Source organism: Psychroserpens mesophilus, from assembly GCF_000826645.1.
In the GTDB taxonomy this organism is placed as follows: domain Bacteria; phylum Bacteroidota; class Bacteroidia; order Flavobacteriales; family Flavobacteriaceae; genus Psychroserpens; species Psychroserpens mesophilus.
Map to the genome: position 1 here is coordinate 150,194 of NZ_JXJP01000014.1, position 16,499 is coordinate 166,692.

Below are 16,499 nucleotides of genomic sequence, written 5' to 3' on the forward strand. Positions count from 1 at the left end.
GCTGAAAAAGATGAAAAAACGATTACATAAACGACTGCTTATTCCTGTTTTAGCAGTTGCTATATTTTTTGGAGGAACTGCTTTTAAAAGTGAGTTTTTTGAAATTGCAAAACAAATTGAAATCTTCACAACTGTGTTTAAGGAACTCAACATGAACTATGTTGATGATACTAATCCAGGAGATTTAATGGATACTGCGATTAAAAGCATGTTAAATGATCTTGATCCTTATACCAACTATTACAACGAACAAGATGTTGAAGCTTCGAGAATTAATAACTCTGGAGATTACACAGGAATTGGTGCCAACGTTTTAACACTTAAGGATAAATTAGTCATTGTTGAACCATATAAAGGCTATGCTGCTGATAAGGCAGGTTTAAAAGCTGGAGACGAAATTATAAAAGTTGATAACGTGGTGGTTGCCGATTTTAAAGATGATGCAGGTAATCTTCTTCAAGGTGGTGCAGGTTCTGAAGTTACTGTGACTTATGTAAGACAGGGAAAAACAGATACTGCAACAATTAAAAGAGAAGCCGTAGAAATAAATGCTGTCCCACATTTTTCAATGATTGATGACGAAACAGGCTATATTGTTCTTCGAAAGTTTACACGTAAAGCCTCTTCTGAAACCATAAGTGCAGTAAGAGCCTTAAAAAATCAAGGTGCCAAACAACTTATATTAGATCTGAGAGGAAATCCAGGCGGTTTATTAACAGAAGCAGTAAATGTGACTAATATTTTTGTCCCTAAAAACCAGTTGGTAGTGACTACTAAATCGAAAGTTAAAAAGTATAACAAAACCTATTACACTCAAAAAGATCCTGTAGATACCGAAATTCCTGTGGTGGTTCTTATCGATGGAAGTAGTGCATCAGCCAGTGAAATTGTTTCAGGAGCACTTCAGGATTTAGATCGCGCTGTTGTAATTGGAGCACGAAGCTTCGGAAAAGGCTTGGTACAGCGTCCGAAACCGTTGATCTACGGAACACAAATAAAAGTGACAATCTCACGCTATTACACACCTTCAGGAAGATGTATTCAAGCTTTAGATTACTGGAACAGAGATGAAAACGGAAAAGCCACTCGAACCAAGCGAGAAAATTATAACGCTTTTAAAACTAAAAAAGGAAGAACCGTTTACGATGGTGGAGGCATTCAACCAGATTTAGAATTAGAAGCTTCAAAACAGAGTCCGATAACGAATGCTATTTTAGCTGAAAACTTAATTTTTAAGTACGCAACAGATTATTATTACAATCATCCTGAGCCTGCAGATATTACTCAATTTGAATTAACTGATGCTGAATTTAATAGTTTTAAAAACTTCCTGAGAAGTAACAATTTTAATTTTGAAACCAAAGCTGAAAAAGCCTTTGCTGAAGCATTTTTAATTGCAAAAGAGGAAAAAATAGGAACAGCAATTGATTCAGATTATGAAGATTTATTGAACGCTTTAAATTCCTATAAAAACCAGGCTATTGATGCCAACAAAACTGAAATTTTAGCCTTATTATCTGATGAAATTGTAAAACGTTACTTTTACAGAGAAGGACTTTACACCTATTATAAAGCTACAAATCCAGAAATTCAGAAAGGAAAAGAAATACTAAATTCTAGCTCAAATTACAACGGGTATTTAGATTAAAAATCAAAGGGTTTTTGATATAAGAATGAAAATAGATTATATTAGAAACACTGTTTTATTTACACCATGAAAAAAATACAACTCATCATATTACTTTTTACGTCATTTATGTTTGCTCAAACAGAAATCAAGACGCATGAAGTTTATTTTGAAACTGATCAGTTTGAAATACCTCCTACAGAACACTACAGATTACTGTTATTTCTATCTGAAATTGAAGGACTTGACATAAAAAAGGTGTCTATTTACGGATTTACTGATGATCGTGGAAGCGACTCGTATAACCTTGTACTATCGCAAAATAGAGCAAATTCTATAAAAACTATTTTTTCAAATAATGAGTTCGATGAATCAATTATAACTAATGTTGATGGAAAAGGTGAGATTCTTTTAAAATTGGTAAAAGAAGAAGATATTCATAAAATTAGAGGCCTTAACCGAAAAGTCGAAATTATTGTAGAACCTTACAGTCCGCCTCGAGTTAAAAAAGTTGTCGCTGAAAAACGAAAAGTAGAAGATATTATAAAAGGCGAATTAAAAGCTGGTGATAAATTCACCCTAGATAATATTTTGTTTAAAACAGGTTATAGTAAATTACTACCAGAATCAAAATCAACACTAGAAAGTTTAGCACAAGCATTATTAGAACGAAAAGATATCTATTTTACCATTCAAGGTCATGTGTGTTGTACGCAAAATAGTAGAGATGCGATAGATCGTCAAACCAAAAAAAGGAATCTGTCTGTTGCCAGAGCTAAATTTATTTACGATTATCTGGCAAAAAAAGGTGTTGATAAACGACGCATGAAATATGTTGGTATGCGGCGTAAATTTCCCTTAGGAGGTGAACCAAAGTTTGATCGTCGTGTCGAAATTTTAGTGACTTATGTTGGTACTGCTAGTCAGCGCGATTAATGTTTAAGCATTCCAATATGTGGAATACCATCTTCAAGATACTCCTCTCCTACTTCAAAAAATTCTAAAGTGTTATAAAAACGTTTCAAATACGTTTGAGCAGAAATTTTAATAGTCGTTACATTAAAATGTGTTTTTATCGCTTCAACTGAAGCTTTCATAATCTCATATCCATATTGATGTTGACGTTCTGAGGCTCTAACCACTACTCTACCAATACTGGCTTCTTTGAAATAATCACCTGGTTTAAAAACTCTTGTGTAAGCGACTAATTTTTCATTTTTATAACCAAGTACATGAAGTGCATTTTGATCTTTTCCGTCGATATCCTGATACACACAATCTTGTTCAACAACAAAGACTTCACTTCTTAGTTGAAGCAAATCATATAACTCCTGAGTTGTCAATTCCTGATAGATTTTGACTTTTATTTTTAGCATTATTTCGAATGGTTTGTCATCCTGAACTTATTTCAGGATCTCATTATTTTGGATTCTACATCAATTTTAGAATGACAGTTTCACATTGGTTAATCCTGCACAATAACATCTTTAGAATCCGCTTTATTAAATTCTGGCTGAATCGTAACATGATTGATTTCAAATGTATCGTGTAATAAGGATTCAATGTCATGTAATACCTTATCAAATTCAGTAATAGTAATATTCTCTTTTAAATCTAAATGTGCTTCTAAGTGCAATTCATCATCATTGAGACACCAGACGTGAACATGGTGTAATTTACTAACTTCTGGTAATTGATTAACAACTCTAACGAGCTCTTTGACATTAATTTGTTCTGGTGTAAAAAGCATTAGAATTTTAGTCGATTTCTTCAGAAGATCATAACCTACCCAAATGAGATAGAGCGCAATTAAAAATGTTAAGACACTATCGACCCAAAACAATTGATAATACTTCATTAATAAACCACCTATTAATACTGCGACACTTGCCATCATATCTGTTAATAAGTGTAAATAGGCAGAACGCATATTGAGATTAGAATTCGCGTCTTTTTTTAACAAAAGTACACTCGCACCATTACCTATAATGGCAATAAGTGAGAGCCAAATCACTAAAGTAGATTCAATTTCTTCGGGATTTTTAAAGCGTTTTACAGCTTCTATAATTAATAAAACAGCTACGATAACTAAAGTCGATGCATTAATAAATGCGGCTAAAATTTCAGCACGTTTATAACCAAACGTTCTATGAATAGAGGCTTTTTGTCGAGATAATTTGGAAGCTATATAACTTACAACCAAAGAAATGACATCACTAAAATTATGAAGAGCATCACTTAGTAAGGCTAAGCTTCCTGAAAGCAATCCACCAATCACTTGAGCAGCTGTAATGACTATATTTAAAGCGATAGAAATTAAAAGATTTCTACCTTTAAAATCGCTGTGAGAATGTGAGTGATTATGAGAATGTGAATGACCCATTTAACATGACATAGGAATCTTATCTATTCGATTTTGATGACGACCACCTTCAAATGCAGTATTTAAAAAAGTATCAACCATTTCAATAACTTGTTGTTCTGCTGTAAAACGCGCCGGAATACTTAAAACATTTGCGTTATTGTGTTGTCTTGCTAAAGCTGTAATTTCTTTAGTCCAACATAAAGCAGATCGCACACCTTGATGTTTATTAGCAGTCATATTGGCGCCATTTCCGCTTCCACAAACAATAATTCCAAAATCAACTTTTTTTGCTTCGACATCTTGTGCTACTGGATGGACAAAATCAGGATAATCTACACTATCATTTGAATCTGTTCCGTAGTTATTAACAGTATAGCCTTTTGCTTTTAAATGCTTTACAATTGCCTGTTTATACTCGGTTCCTGCGTGATCGTTACCTATAGAAATAGTCATGGTTATGAGGTGTTGTTTAAAAGTATAAAGTTAATAATTGCTTACAAATAATCCGAAGGATATTAACGTTAGTTATTCATAATACTTAGGTTTGAAATTTATGTTCGAGACCTGAGTATTACAGCATGTTAACATCTAAGTCTTTTACAACTCATTACTTGTTGATATCTTATCTTAAGTATTTAAAACTTTTGTTAGGATTATCTGATAATTTTTACAAACCAAAACTTAAATGAAATGACCTAAAAAGTTAATCATTTTTTTTAGCGAAGTTATCAGTATCAAAATCATTACATACAAACACTAAAAATTTAATTATTTATTAAATATGAGTTGTCAACATAGGTTATGAACAGCTGTTAATAGCTTTCAAAAAAGTATTATAAATGAGTTATTTAAAGATTTATAAATTGTTAACTTCCTATTAATCGAATTCTATAAATCATTAATCAAAATAAATTAAACTAAAGTTATACCGTTATTAACACCCTATAATAATCATCATTTATTTTTTTAAATTTTAAAAGAAAAAAGATGATAGTGTTATATGTGTTGATAAGTAATTTTTTTGTTGGATTATTAAATTAACTTACTTTTAAAGAAAATAATCGATGATGAAAAAATTACTACTACTTTTAATTTTAACACCTTTTTTAGGATTAGGTCAAACTTTTAATGATGGCGTTTTAGAATATACGGTTACAGATGGTCTTAATGTATCTGTCAATAGATTTAATGATGTATGCCCAACAGGTGATGTAATAATTGAAGAAACAGTTATTAATAATGGGGTAACTTATACTGTTACTAGTATTTCTGAGTTTGCATTTTATGATTGTACTGGATTAACAAGCATTATTTTACCTAACTCACTGACTTCTATTAATAATTGGGCTTTTTATAGCTGTACAGGATTAACAAGTTTAGTTTTACCTGACTCATTAACTACATTAGGTTTTAATATTTTTAAGAATTGTACAAATTTAGTTAATGTTACTTTACCAAGTTCTCCTTTATTAAGTTTAGGAGATGCTATGTTTTCAAATTGTACAAGTTTATCAAATATTAATTTACCAGACTCATTAATTAGTATAGGAAATTCTACATTTTATAATTGTACAAGCTTATCAAATATTGATTTACCAGACTCATTAATTACTATAGGAGATTCTACATTTTCAGGTTGTACAGGATTAACAAGTGTAAATTTACCAGACTCTCTCTCAAGCATAGGTGATTATGTTTTTGATTTTTGTACAGGATTAACAAGTGTAGATTTACCAGAATCTCTCTCTAGTATAGGTTATGGTACATTCACTTATTGCGAGGGATTAACGAATATAGTATTACCCAATTCTCTAACTAGCATAGGAGATTATTCTTTTTTTGGTTGTATAGGATTAACAAGTATAACTATTCCAAACTCTTTAACAAGTGTAGGTGATCATGTTTTTGAAGTTTGTACAGGGTTAACAAGCATAAATTTACCAGAATCTCTTACTAGTATAGGGGATTATACCTTTAGGGGTTGTTCAGGATTAACTAGTATAGATTTACCAGAATCTCTAACAACGATTGGAAATCAAACATTTTTACAATGTACAGGATTAGAATGTATTACGCTTCCAGATTCAATTACTGAATTAGGTAATGGTACTTTTCAAGCTTGTACAGGTTTAATAAATATAAACTTACCAGCATCACTTTCTAATATTACTCTTGCAACTTTTGGAGATTGTGAAGCATTAACTAATATAAATCTTCCAGCATCACTTACCAATATTGGAGGTTTCTCTTTCTTTGATTGTCATAGTTTAGAAAGTGTTACTGTAAACAATGAAACACCATTAACAATAAACAGTTCTGTTTTTAATTTAGTACCTGTAGAAAACGTAACACTATATGTACCAATTGGTACTGTAACAGATTATCAAACAAGTCCTGAGTGGGAAAATTTTAATCCAATTTTAGAGCAATTATCAGAAGCAGAATTAGGTTTAATAGAAGTTGTTGATGATATATTAGGTAATACAAATTGTTTTGAAATTACAGCAACACAGCTCAACGCTATAGAAGGCGTTTCAGGAGCAATTGATGGCGTTAACTATACAACAGCCTTACAAAACGGTACTTATGCAGACCCAAATAATCCAACAGCAGCAGAAATACAAGCTGTTATTGATGCTGTTAATAATTTCTTGAGTTTAGAAGAGAATTCACTTTCAGTAATAAAACTCTACCCAAACCCAGCAAAAAACCAATTTACCATTCAGTTAAATGATGCATCAAGTTTAGAACAAGTTATCATTTACAACACTTTAGGTCAAGAAGTATTAATTTTAAAAGACACCATTGTTGATATTTCAACATTAGCTTCAGGATCATATATTGTTGAAATCACAACTAATAACGGAAAAGCGTCTAAAAAACTCATTATTGAATAGCTCTCTATTTTTATTAGCTATAAACCAAATATTATTATGAAAAAATTATTATTCCTTTTTTTTATTATGCCTTTGTTAGGACTAGGTCAAACTCAAATCCATCAAGAAATATTAGGAACTCCTAATAATTATTATTTTGCAACTAGTATTGCTTTATCTCATGATGGTAATACTGTAGTTATTAGTACACCTGGTTTAGGTGCTCCTTCTGGGGCTTCTGGTTATATTGAGGTTTATGAAATTTCTAATGATTTATGGACACCAGTAAGTAGTGCTATTCACGGAGGTTATAATGGTGATCTTTTTGGAGAAAGTGTAGCTTTATCTAGTGATGGTAGTATTATTGCTGTTGGCGCTCCAGGTAGTCAATATACTCAAAGTTATGCAGGTTTAGTACGTGTCTATAAGAATGAAAATGGAACACTTACTCAATTAGGTTCAGATGTAATTGGAAATAATCAAATCTATAGTAAGTTTGGTTCTAGTGTATCTCTATCTGATGATGGAAATACACTAGCTATAGGAGCAATTGATGCATTTCCTGGTGGAGGTATAGTTAGCGTTTATAGATTAGTTAATAATGACTGGACTTTAATTGGTCAAAATATTAATGATTTAGATACTTATTATGATGCTAATTTTGGCGCAAGCGTTGCCTTATCATCAGATGGTTCAAAAATAGCAATAGGTGCAACTAAAGGTAATTTTTCTGAAGCAGGGTACGTGGTTGTTTTTGAAAATATTAATGATACTTGGGTACAAGTTGGTGATGTAATTAATGGTGATAGTATAGGAGATCAATTTGGAAGAGAAATAAGTATATCATCAGATGGAACTATTATTGCTATAGGAGCTCCTTATAATGATGATAATCAAACAGCTTCTGGTCATGTAAAAGTTTTTGAAAATATAAATAACACTTGGACTCAAATTGGCAATACTATAATTGGAGATAATTTACAAAGTAATTGTGGTAGTGGTGTTGCACTATCATCTGATGGTTCAATTCTTGCAATAGGTTCTGAAGGTAATTGGGATCCTACGCCAAGTACACAAGGTCTAATTAGAATTTATAAAAATATTAATAATGATTGGATTCAGGTTGGTAATGATATTTTTGGACAAAGTAATGCTAGTGAATTTGGAGCTAGTGTAGGAATTAATCAAAATGGTGAAAAAATTGTGGTTGGCGCACCACGATATTATGATGGTACTAATTTAATAGGTCATGTTTTAACTTTTAGTTATGCTTCAGAATTAGCACTATTAGAAGTTGTAGATGATATTTTTGGTAATTCTAATGGAGACAATATATCTGCAAGACAACTCAACAATATAGAAGGCGTTTCAGGAGCAATTGATGGTGTTAATTATACAACAGCTTTACAAAATGCAACTTATGCAGATCCTTACAATCCAACAGCTGCAGAAATTCAAGCTGTAATTGATGCTGTTAATGACTCCTTAAGTTTAGAAGAGAATTCACTTTCAGTATTTAAACTCTATCCTAATCCAGCAAAAAATCAATTTACAATCCAGTTCACTACCTCACTAAGTTTAGAAAAAGTAACCATTTACAACACTTTAGGTCAGGAAGTATTAACTTCAAAAAATACCATTGTTGATACCTCAACCTTAACTTCAGGATCATATATTGTAGAAATCACAACCAATAATGGAAAAGCGTCTAAAAATCTCATTATTGAATAAAAATCAAAGTATATTATTTTTATAAAGACCTGTTAATTTAACAGGTCTTTTTTATTAATTTAACAGTATCGAAACACTATTAAATAATTAAACCGTAGATTTGCAGAAACTTAATGACTTCTCTTCTCTAAAATTAAGTTGAATAATAATTGTCATTGCGAGCAAAGCGTGGCAATCTCTTTTAAAAATGAGATGCTTCGTTCCACTCTGAATGACGCACAATTAGATTACAAATTAAATGACAAAAAAGAAAAAAAGGAAACCTTCACATAATAAGATTTCCAACCTTACAAATACCATTCTTAGTATTTTAAAAAAAGAAAGAACTAAAACTTTTAACTATAAACAAATTGCTGCTATTCTTGGTGTTAACGATGCCAGTAGTAGAAATCAAATTATAAAAAAACTCGCCGAACTCAAAGCTAAGAAAGAGATTGAAGAAATAGATCGCGGTAAATTTAAAGCCATCGTTAATACCGAATACCATACAGGACGCGTAGATATGGCTTCTCGTGGGTCTGGTTATATCATTAGTGACGATTTTGAAGATGATGTGTACATTGCCTCAAACAATATGAACAAAGCCCTTCATGGAGATGAGGTCGAATTTTATGCCTACAAACGCAGAAAAAGAGGCAAGCTTGAAGGAGAAATCACAAGCATTATCAAACGCGCGAAAAGCGAATATGTTGGTGTGATTCAAATCCATGATAAGAAAAATTTTGCATTCGTGATTCCTGATGGAAACAAAATGTACACTGATATTTTTGTACCAATCAACAAAATTAATAAAGCTGAAGATGGTGATAAAGTATTAGTGTCTTTAGAAGACTGGCCAGAAAAAGCCGATTCACCTCACGGACGCGTTCTCAAAGTACTCGGGAAACCAGGAGAACACAATACCGAAATCCATGCTATTTTAGCCGAATATGGCTTACCTCTCGAATTTCCTCACGATGTCGAGGAGTTTGCGAACAAAATTAACACGTCAATTACTAAAGAAGAAATTGCAAAACGTCGTGATATGCGTAAAGATTTAACCTTTACCATTGATCCTAAAGATGCAAAGGATTTTGACGATGCCTTATCGTTTAAAGTCTTAGACAACGGCTTGTTTGAAATCGGAATTCACATCGCAGATGTCTCGCATTACTTACAGGAAAACACCATCTTAGATGACGAAGCTTACGAACGCGCAACTTCGGTATATTTGGTAGATCGAGTCGTACCAATGTTGCCTGAAATCTTATCAAATGGCGCGTGTTCCTTACGTCCACATGAAGAAAAATATACCTTTTCTGCGGTGTTCAAAATGAACGATAAAGCTGAAATTAAAGACCAGTGGTTCGGAAGAACAGTGACCTATTCTGATGCGCGTTTTGCCTACGAAGAAGCACAAGCTATCATAGAAAATAATGTCACGTCGAGCGCAGTCGAGACGTCTCAGATTAATACCACAATTCCAGTTGAAGTTTCACTATCAGGAAAAGAATACCAAACACCAAAAGACATTGCATTTGCTGTGTTAAAAATGGATAAACTCGCTAAAATCATGCGTCGTAAACGTATGAGCCAAGGAGCGATTTCTTTTGATAAAGTCGAAGTAAAATTCAATTTAGATGAAGAGGCTAATCCAGTTGGTGTGTTTTTTAAAACCAGTAAAGATGCTAATAAATTGATTGAAGAATTTATGCTTTTAGCCAATAAAAAAGTAGCAGAATTCATTGGTAAACAGAATCCAAAAAAGACCTTTGTCTATCGTGTTCACGACGAACCAGACGATAGCAAACTGGCTGCCTTGCAAAATGTAGTCGGGCGTTTCGGTTATAAACTCAATTTTAAAGATCGTAAAAGTGTTGCTGCATCGTTAAATAATTTATTATCTGAAGTTGTTGGTAAAAAGGAGCAAAATTTAGTCGATACGCTTACCATTCGTACCATGAGTAAAGCCGAATATACCACACATAATATTGGACATTACGGACTCGCATTTGATTACTATACGCATTTTACATCGCCAATTCGTCGTTATCCAGATGTGATGGTACATCGCTTGTTACAGCACTATCTCGATGGTGGGAAATCTCCAAACGAAGACATTTACGAAGACAAGTGTAACCACTCTAGTAATATGGAAAATCTGGCCACTAAAGCAGAACGTGATTCTATAAAATACATGCAGATTCGCTTTATGGAAGACCATAAAAACGAAAATTTTGTTGGTGTGATTTCAGGTGTTACAGATTGGGGAATTTATGTTGAAATCATCGAAAATAAATGTGAAGGTATGGTGAGTGTTAGAGATATGAAAGATGATCATTACGCCTTTGATGAAGATCATTATGCGCTCATCGGTAAAAACTCAAAAATCATGTATCAGCTTGGTGATGAGGTCGTTGTTAAAGTGAAAAATACCGATTTAGTTAAAAAGCATTTAGATTTTACATTGATAGGAAAACACGTCGAAGATTAATGAGTTTGGCGTTACCTAAAGGTCAGGCTATCCGTTAAATCTTTTGGTAAAAAAACCAAAAGGATACCACTGCTATCCTTAACGCAATTTATCATATATACAATAATAAAGCTGTCATTCCGAACGAAGTATGAGGAGGAATCTCTTAAATTTGATTCTGTAACATTACATGTAAAATAAATACCAATTAGTAAACAATTTATCATGATTCTAACCACAACCAATTCAATCGAAGGCTTTAAAATATCAGATTATAAAGGTATTGTCACAGGTGTTTCCTTATTTGATGGAAAGATTGCCATGGGATTTAGTATGTCAAAATATCTTAAATCTATTCAAGAGAGTATTGATACAACAAAAGAAAAAGCATTCCAAACGCTTACTCAAAATGCAAAAAAACTTGGCGCTAATGCTGTTGTAGGTATTAAAGTAGAAATAGAATTAACCACGAGTAATACTGCAATGGTTTCGGTTACTGGAACAGCAGTTTCAGTGGCTTAATTCTGATTTTTTTCTAAAACTGTAACAATTTGATTTTTGTTTGCTCTTTAATAACAGAATCAAAGATGAATCTCATAAATACATATTCAAATGAAAACTATTTTAACCATTGCATTGCTAGTCGTAACTTCTGTATTAACTGCTCAAAACCCTAAAGAAAAAGGTGTTGGCGATTTTTCCGAAGTTAAAGTTTACGACCTAATAGAAGTCAATTTAATTAAATCTGACACCAATAGCGTAGAAATTACTGGTGAAGATATTGAAGATGTTGAAGTCATCAATAAAAATGGCAAGCTCAAAATACGAATGAAGTTAGACAAAATCTTCAATGGCGAAAAAACATTTGTAGCTGTATATTATACCAAGCTAAATATAATTGATGGTAATGAAGGTGCTTTTATTTCTTCAAACGAATTAATCACACAAGATTATATCGAGCTTAGAGCGCAAGAAGGCGCACGTCTTAAAATTGGTTTAGATGTCGATAAAGTAGATATAAGAGCTGTTACTGGTGGCATTATCGAAACCAGAGGTAAAGCTATTTCACAAGATATTACCTTAAACACAGGTGGCATTTATGAAGGTAAATCTTTTGAAACCCAAAATACATCTGTAAACATTAAAGCAGCTGGTGAAGCCGATGTTCATGCATCTAAAGTGGTGAACGCCAAAGTACTTGCTGGAGGTGATGTGTTTATTTATGGTAATCCAGAAAATATTCAGGAAAAAACAACCCTTGGTGGTCGTGTTAAGCGCATGAACTAATCCTCAAGCTATTCAGTTGATGAAGCGTCTTTTTTTATTAGCTTTGTAGGAAAGAGATGCACCTAACATGTTTGATGATATTTTAGCAGCAATTCCCTTCGGAATTATCCTTGCCTTTACGATTGGTCCAGTATTTTTTGTACTGCTCGAAACTAGTGCTACCAAAGGATTTAAAAGCGCTCTTATTTTTGACTTAGGCGTTATTTTTGCTGATATTGTTTTTATTCTTCTGGCATTTTATAGTACCAATAAACTTATTGATAAAATAAAAGACGATCCTAATTTCTTAATCTTTGGAGGTGTTTTGCTTGTGGTTTATGGTATCATTTCATTTACGAAAACTTCAAAATCGTTTCGATCAATTGTGAGGGAATATCATAAGGTTGAAATGCAAAAAAATGACTTCGGAAAGTTATTCGTTAAAGGTTTTTTATTGAATTTTATCAATATTGGTGTGCTTTTGGGATGGTTAGGCTTTATAGTTATAGGAAGCTCAATCACAGAATCTGAAAATGGAGTCACCATTTTTATCATTACGATGCTAACGGTTTACTTTTTAACAGATTTAGTCAAAATAGCGGTTGCTAAGCGATTGAAAAATAAATTGACACCTCGATTGATTTACAAAACAAAAAAAATAATTGCTTTAGTTATTCTAGGTTTTGGTGTGCTGCTTCTTGTTCAGGGTTTATTTCCTGCTGGCAAAGAAAAAATTCAAGAGCAAATCGAAAATCGTTTGTAATATTATGGCTAAAACAGAATATCGTATTTATGTCGTTGAACTCTCTAAAAGAGTATTTACTCAAAATAGTAAGTTTAGAGAGGCTAATCCGCAATTTAATGGTGTTTTAGAATGCCTGTATGTTGGTATGACAAGTAAATCGCCAAAAGAACGTTTTCAACAACATAAAACAGGTTATAGAAACAATAAGGGTTACAAGCTGTCGTCATCTATTGTTGAAAAATACGGATCGTATCTAAGGCCAAGTTTGTATAATCATATTCCACCTTTAACAACAAGAGCTGAAGCTTTAAAAATGGAAGAAACTCTAGCCTTGGAGTTGCGAAGACAGCGCTATGCTGTTTGGTTTAATTAAATATCAGTAACAATTTTCTACATCGTCATGCTGAACTGGTTTCAGCATCTTACTTTAAGACGATATATATTTCTTTATTGGTCGCAAACCAAAACCAAATTAAAATAACAAAACGTATGCTTAACTAAATAAAGCAGCTCTTCAAGTTAATATTTAAAGATTCTTAAAACCCCAGAGTTATAATTAGGTTTCGACTGCGCTCAACCTGACATATTTTATAAACTTCTAATTCCAATTAACAATATGAACATTTATATCGAACACACGTTAAAATATCATAAAATCAATAAAAAAACACTTTCAAGCCTTATTTAAAGGTTCATGATGCGCCTAGCGGATTCGAATCGCTGACAATATTTAATTAATTTTTTATAAAAATTAAAACAAAAAAAACCTTCAACAACAGTTGAAGGCTCCTTCGAGGCGTCTAGCGGATTCGAACCGCTGTAGAAGGTTTTGCAGACCTCTGCCTAGCCACTCGGCCAAGACGCCAATATAAATCTCGTTATTCCTAGCGAGTCAGCAAATGTAAAAAAAATTACCATTTTACACTATTAACCCTTACTTTTTTCGTCTTTCGGTCATTTTTATCGTTACCATTTCAACATCTCCACCTATGGGTGGATTGAGTTTACTCACACTAACCGAAGCTTTTCTAACCAGAGAATCTTCATTAAAAATACGGGTTAAAATACGCTTTGCAACTGTTTCCAGTAATTTTGAGGGTTGTTGCATTTCTTCTTTAACGATGTTATTCAACAATACATAGTCAACGGTATCTTTTAATTCATCAGATAGCGCAGAGTCTTGCAAATCGGCTTTAACTTCCAAATCAACCCGATAATCACTACCAATTTTGGTTTCTTCTTTTAAGCAGCCATGAAAGGCATAAACACGTATGTTTTCAACTTTAATTATTCCCAAAGCATTCTATTTTTAGCAAATATATGACGCAAATATTTAATAACTTTGTCCATTATTTTAAAAACATGTCTGAAGAAACAAAATCGCTTAATTTTATTGAGCACATTATAGAAGAAGATTTAGCAAACGGTTTATCAAAAGATAAACTTCGTTTTCGTTTCCCTCCTGAACCTAATGGATATCTGCATATTGGTCATACCAAAGCCATCGGAATTAGTTTTGGTTTGGGTGAAGCGTATAATGCACCTGTCAACCTTCGTTTTGATGATACCAATCCAGCAAAAGAAGAACAGGAATACGTTGATGCGATTAAACGGGATATTGAATGGTTAGGTTATAAATGGGCAAATGAATTGTATTCTTCAGATTACTTTCATAAACTCTATGAATGGGCTGTTAAACTAATTAAAGATGGAAAGGCTTATGTCGATTCTCAGTCCAGTGAAGCGATGGCCGAACAAAAAGGCACGCCAACGCAACCTGGTGTTGATGGTCCATATCGCAACAGAAGTGTAGAAGAAAACCTCGACTTGTTTGAGCGTATGAAAAATGGTGAGTTTGATGAAGGCGAACACATTCTTCGTGCTAAAATCGATATGCAGCATCCCAATATGCTCATGCGTGATCCAATCATGTATCGTATTTTAAAGAAACACCATCACAGAACAGGAAATGAGTGGTGCATTTATCCAATGTACGATTGGACGCATGGTGAAAGCGACTACATCGAACAAATTTCACATTCACTATGTTCGCTTGAATTTAAGCCTCATAGAGAGCTTTACGACTGGTTTAAGGAACACGTTTACGATTATGCCTCTGAAACGCTTCCAATGCTTCCTAAACAGCGTGAGTTTGCACGTTTGAATTTAAGTTATACCATCATGAGTAAACGTAAATTACTTAAATTGGTTGAAGAAGGTCACGTTTCAGGTTGGGACGATCCTAGAATGCCAACCATTTCAGGATTACGTCGTCGTGGTTATACGCCAAATTCTATTCGTCAGTTTATTGAAAAAGTTGGTGTTGCTAAACGTGAAAACGTCATTGATGTGTCTCTTTTAGAATTTTGTGTTCGTGAAGATTTAAATCAAACAGCACCAAGAGTGATGGCAGTTTTAGATCCTGTGAAATTGGTTATCACTAACTATCCTGAAGGTAAAGAAGAATGGTTAGAAGCCGAAAACAACCCTGAAGATGATAGGGCTGGATTTAGAAAAGTTCCGTTTTCTAAAGAGCTTTATATTGAACGAGAAGATTTTAAAGAAGCAGCAGGTAATAAATTCTTCAGATTAACATTAGGTGGTGAAGTGCGCTTAAAAAATGCGTATATCATCAAAGGAGAAAGTGTTGTTAAAGATACTCAAGGTAACATTACTGAAATCCATTGCACCTATTCAACAGATACCGAAAAGAGAGTCAAAGGAACTTTGCATTGGGTATCTATAAAACATGCCATAAAAGCAGAAGTAAGAGAGTACGACCGACTCTTTTTAGATGAAGCACCAGATAGCCATCAGGATAAAGATTTTATGGATTTTATTAATCCAGATTCTTTAAAAATTATTGAAGCTTACGTTGAACCGAGCCTTGCAAATGCGAAACCGGGAGACCGTTTTCAATTTCAGAGAATTGGATATTTTAATGTTGATGATGATTCTACTTCAGAGCATTTAGTCTTCAATAAAACAGTTGGGTTGAGAGATTCTTGGGCAAAACAAAAGCCAAAACCACAGCAGGCTCAGAATAAGTCGCAACAAGCACAACAAAAGCGTCCTGCCATTGAAGTCATTAAGCAATTAGGTAAAAAATATACCAATCTTCCTGAAGCTAAACAAGCAAAATCTAAAGCCGAAATTTTAAAATTAGCAGAACAGATTAGTTATGAAGATTTACAACCGCTTTTCAATACAGCTGCTAAAAAAGTAGGTACTCGTATAGCAACCATGATTGCTTTACGTGTATTGTTGAAAAACGGACTCGAAAGAAATGACGATATCAGTGCATTTATAGCTAAAGCGTTAGAAGATGATAATGAACTCTTGTTAGCAGAAGCTAGAGCATTATAGTTTTTAAATAAACAATTCTTTTCAAAACCTCAAAATGCCCTCTTTGAGGTTTTTTTGTACATTTAGCACAC

At 33.1% G+C, this 16,499-nt stretch carries 14 protein-coding genes and 1 tRNA gene; 10 read left to right on the forward strand and 5 right to left on the reverse strand.

Annotation, left to right across the window (positions count from 1 at the left end):
- The first annotated feature begins 10 nt into the window (after positions 1-10).
- Together TD18_RS11830 and TD18_RS11835 are read left to right on the forward strand one after the other, a co-directional pair.
- Positions 11-1,648: a S41 family peptidase gene (locus TD18_RS11830; protein ID WP_040253037.1), complete on the forward strand. Its 1,638-nt coding sequence runs from the start codon at positions 11-13 to the stop codon at positions 1,646-1,648.
- 66 nt (positions 1,649-1,714) lie between these two features.
- Positions 1,715-2,563 carry an OmpA family protein gene (locus TD18_RS11835; protein WP_040252803.1) on the forward strand — a complete coding sequence of 283 codons (849 nt, stop codon included), beginning with the start codon at positions 1,715-1,717 and terminating at the stop codon, positions 2,561-2,563.
- Here the strand turns inward: TD18_RS11835 and TD18_RS11840 are convergent.
- The 3 genes from TD18_RS11840 to rpiB form a co-directional block, all read right to left on the reverse strand.
- Entirely contained in the window at positions 2,560-3,003 is a 444-nt protein-coding gene (locus TD18_RS11840) for a GNAT family N-acetyltransferase (RefSeq protein WP_040252806.1), read from the reverse strand. The genes TD18_RS11835 and TD18_RS11840 overlap by 4 nt on opposite strands.
- An 89-nt stretch (positions 3,004-3,092) precedes the next feature.
- Positions 3,093-4,010 carry a cation diffusion facilitator family transporter gene (locus TD18_RS11845; protein WP_040252808.1) on the reverse strand — a complete coding sequence of 306 codons (918 nt, stop codon included), beginning with the start codon at positions 4,008-4,010 and terminating at the stop codon, positions 3,093-3,095.
- Complete coding sequence (gene rpiB, locus TD18_RS11850; protein WP_040252811.1) at positions 4,011-4,445, reverse strand: ribose 5-phosphate isomerase B; 435 nt, start codon at positions 4,443-4,445, stop codon at positions 4,011-4,013. It abuts the gene before it with no gap.
- A 611-nt stretch (positions 4,446-5,056) separates the two neighbouring features.
- Between rpiB and TD18_RS16745 the strand changes: the two genes are divergently transcribed.
- From TD18_RS16745 to TD18_RS11885, 7 genes are all read left to right on the forward strand, one after another.
- Positions 5,057-6,889, forward strand: coding sequence for a leucine-rich repeat domain-containing protein (locus TD18_RS16745; RefSeq protein WP_084205913.1), 1,833 nt, complete (start codon positions 5,057-5,059; stop codon positions 6,887-6,889).
- Positions 6,890-6,925: 36 nt separating this feature from the next.
- On the forward strand, positions 6,926-8,599 hold the full coding sequence (locus TD18_RS11860) for a T9SS type A sorting domain-containing protein (RefSeq protein ID WP_040252813.1): 1,674 nt from the start codon (positions 6,926-6,928) through the stop codon (positions 8,597-8,599).
- A gap of 238 nt (positions 8,600-8,837) precedes the next feature.
- On the forward strand, positions 8,838-11,072 hold the full coding sequence (gene rnr / locus TD18_RS11865; protein ID WP_040252815.1) for a ribonuclease R: 2,235 nt from the start codon (positions 8,838-8,840) through the stop codon (positions 11,070-11,072).
- A 204-nt stretch (positions 11,073-11,276) separates the two neighbouring features.
- On the forward strand, positions 11,277-11,573 hold the full coding sequence (locus TD18_RS11870; protein ID WP_040252817.1) for a YbjQ family protein: 297 nt from the start codon (positions 11,277-11,279) through the stop codon (positions 11,571-11,573).
- Positions 11,574-11,663: 90 nt separating this feature from the next.
- A complete protein-coding gene (locus tag TD18_RS11875) occupies positions 11,664-12,338 on the forward strand; it encodes a head GIN domain-containing protein (RefSeq protein ID WP_040252819.1) in 675 nt (224 codons plus the stop codon).
- Positions 12,339-12,405: 67 nt separating this feature from the next.
- Positions 12,406-13,080: a LysE family translocator gene (locus tag TD18_RS11880; protein ID WP_040252821.1), complete on the forward strand. Its 675-nt coding sequence runs from the start codon at positions 12,406-12,408 to the stop codon at positions 13,078-13,080.
- Between the two features lie 4 nt (positions 13,081-13,084).
- Positions 13,085-13,435 (forward strand): GIY-YIG nuclease family protein, encoded by a 351-nt coding sequence (locus tag TD18_RS11885; RefSeq protein WP_040252824.1) that lies wholly within the window; start codon positions 13,085-13,087, stop codon positions 13,433-13,435.
- A 421-nt stretch (positions 13,436-13,856) separates the two neighbouring features.
- Here TD18_RS11885 and TD18_RS11890 read toward each other — a convergent pair.
- Together TD18_RS11890 and folB are read right to left on the reverse strand one after the other, a co-directional pair.
- Positions 13,857-13,927 (reverse strand) — tRNA-Cys (locus TD18_RS11890).
- Between the two features lie 69 nt (positions 13,928-13,996).
- Positions 13,997-14,359 (reverse strand): dihydroneopterin aldolase, encoded by a 363-nt coding sequence (folB, locus tag TD18_RS11895; protein WP_040252826.1) that lies wholly within the window; start codon positions 14,357-14,359, stop codon positions 13,997-13,999.
- 65 nt (positions 14,360-14,424) lie between these two features.
- On the opposite strand from folB, the gene TD18_RS11900 reads away from it, so the two are divergent.
- A complete protein-coding gene (locus TD18_RS11900) occupies positions 14,425-16,428 on the forward strand; it encodes a glutamine--tRNA ligase/YqeY domain fusion protein (RefSeq protein ID WP_040252828.1) in 2,004 nt (667 codons plus the stop codon).
- Positions 16,429-16,499: the final 71 nt, after the last annotated feature.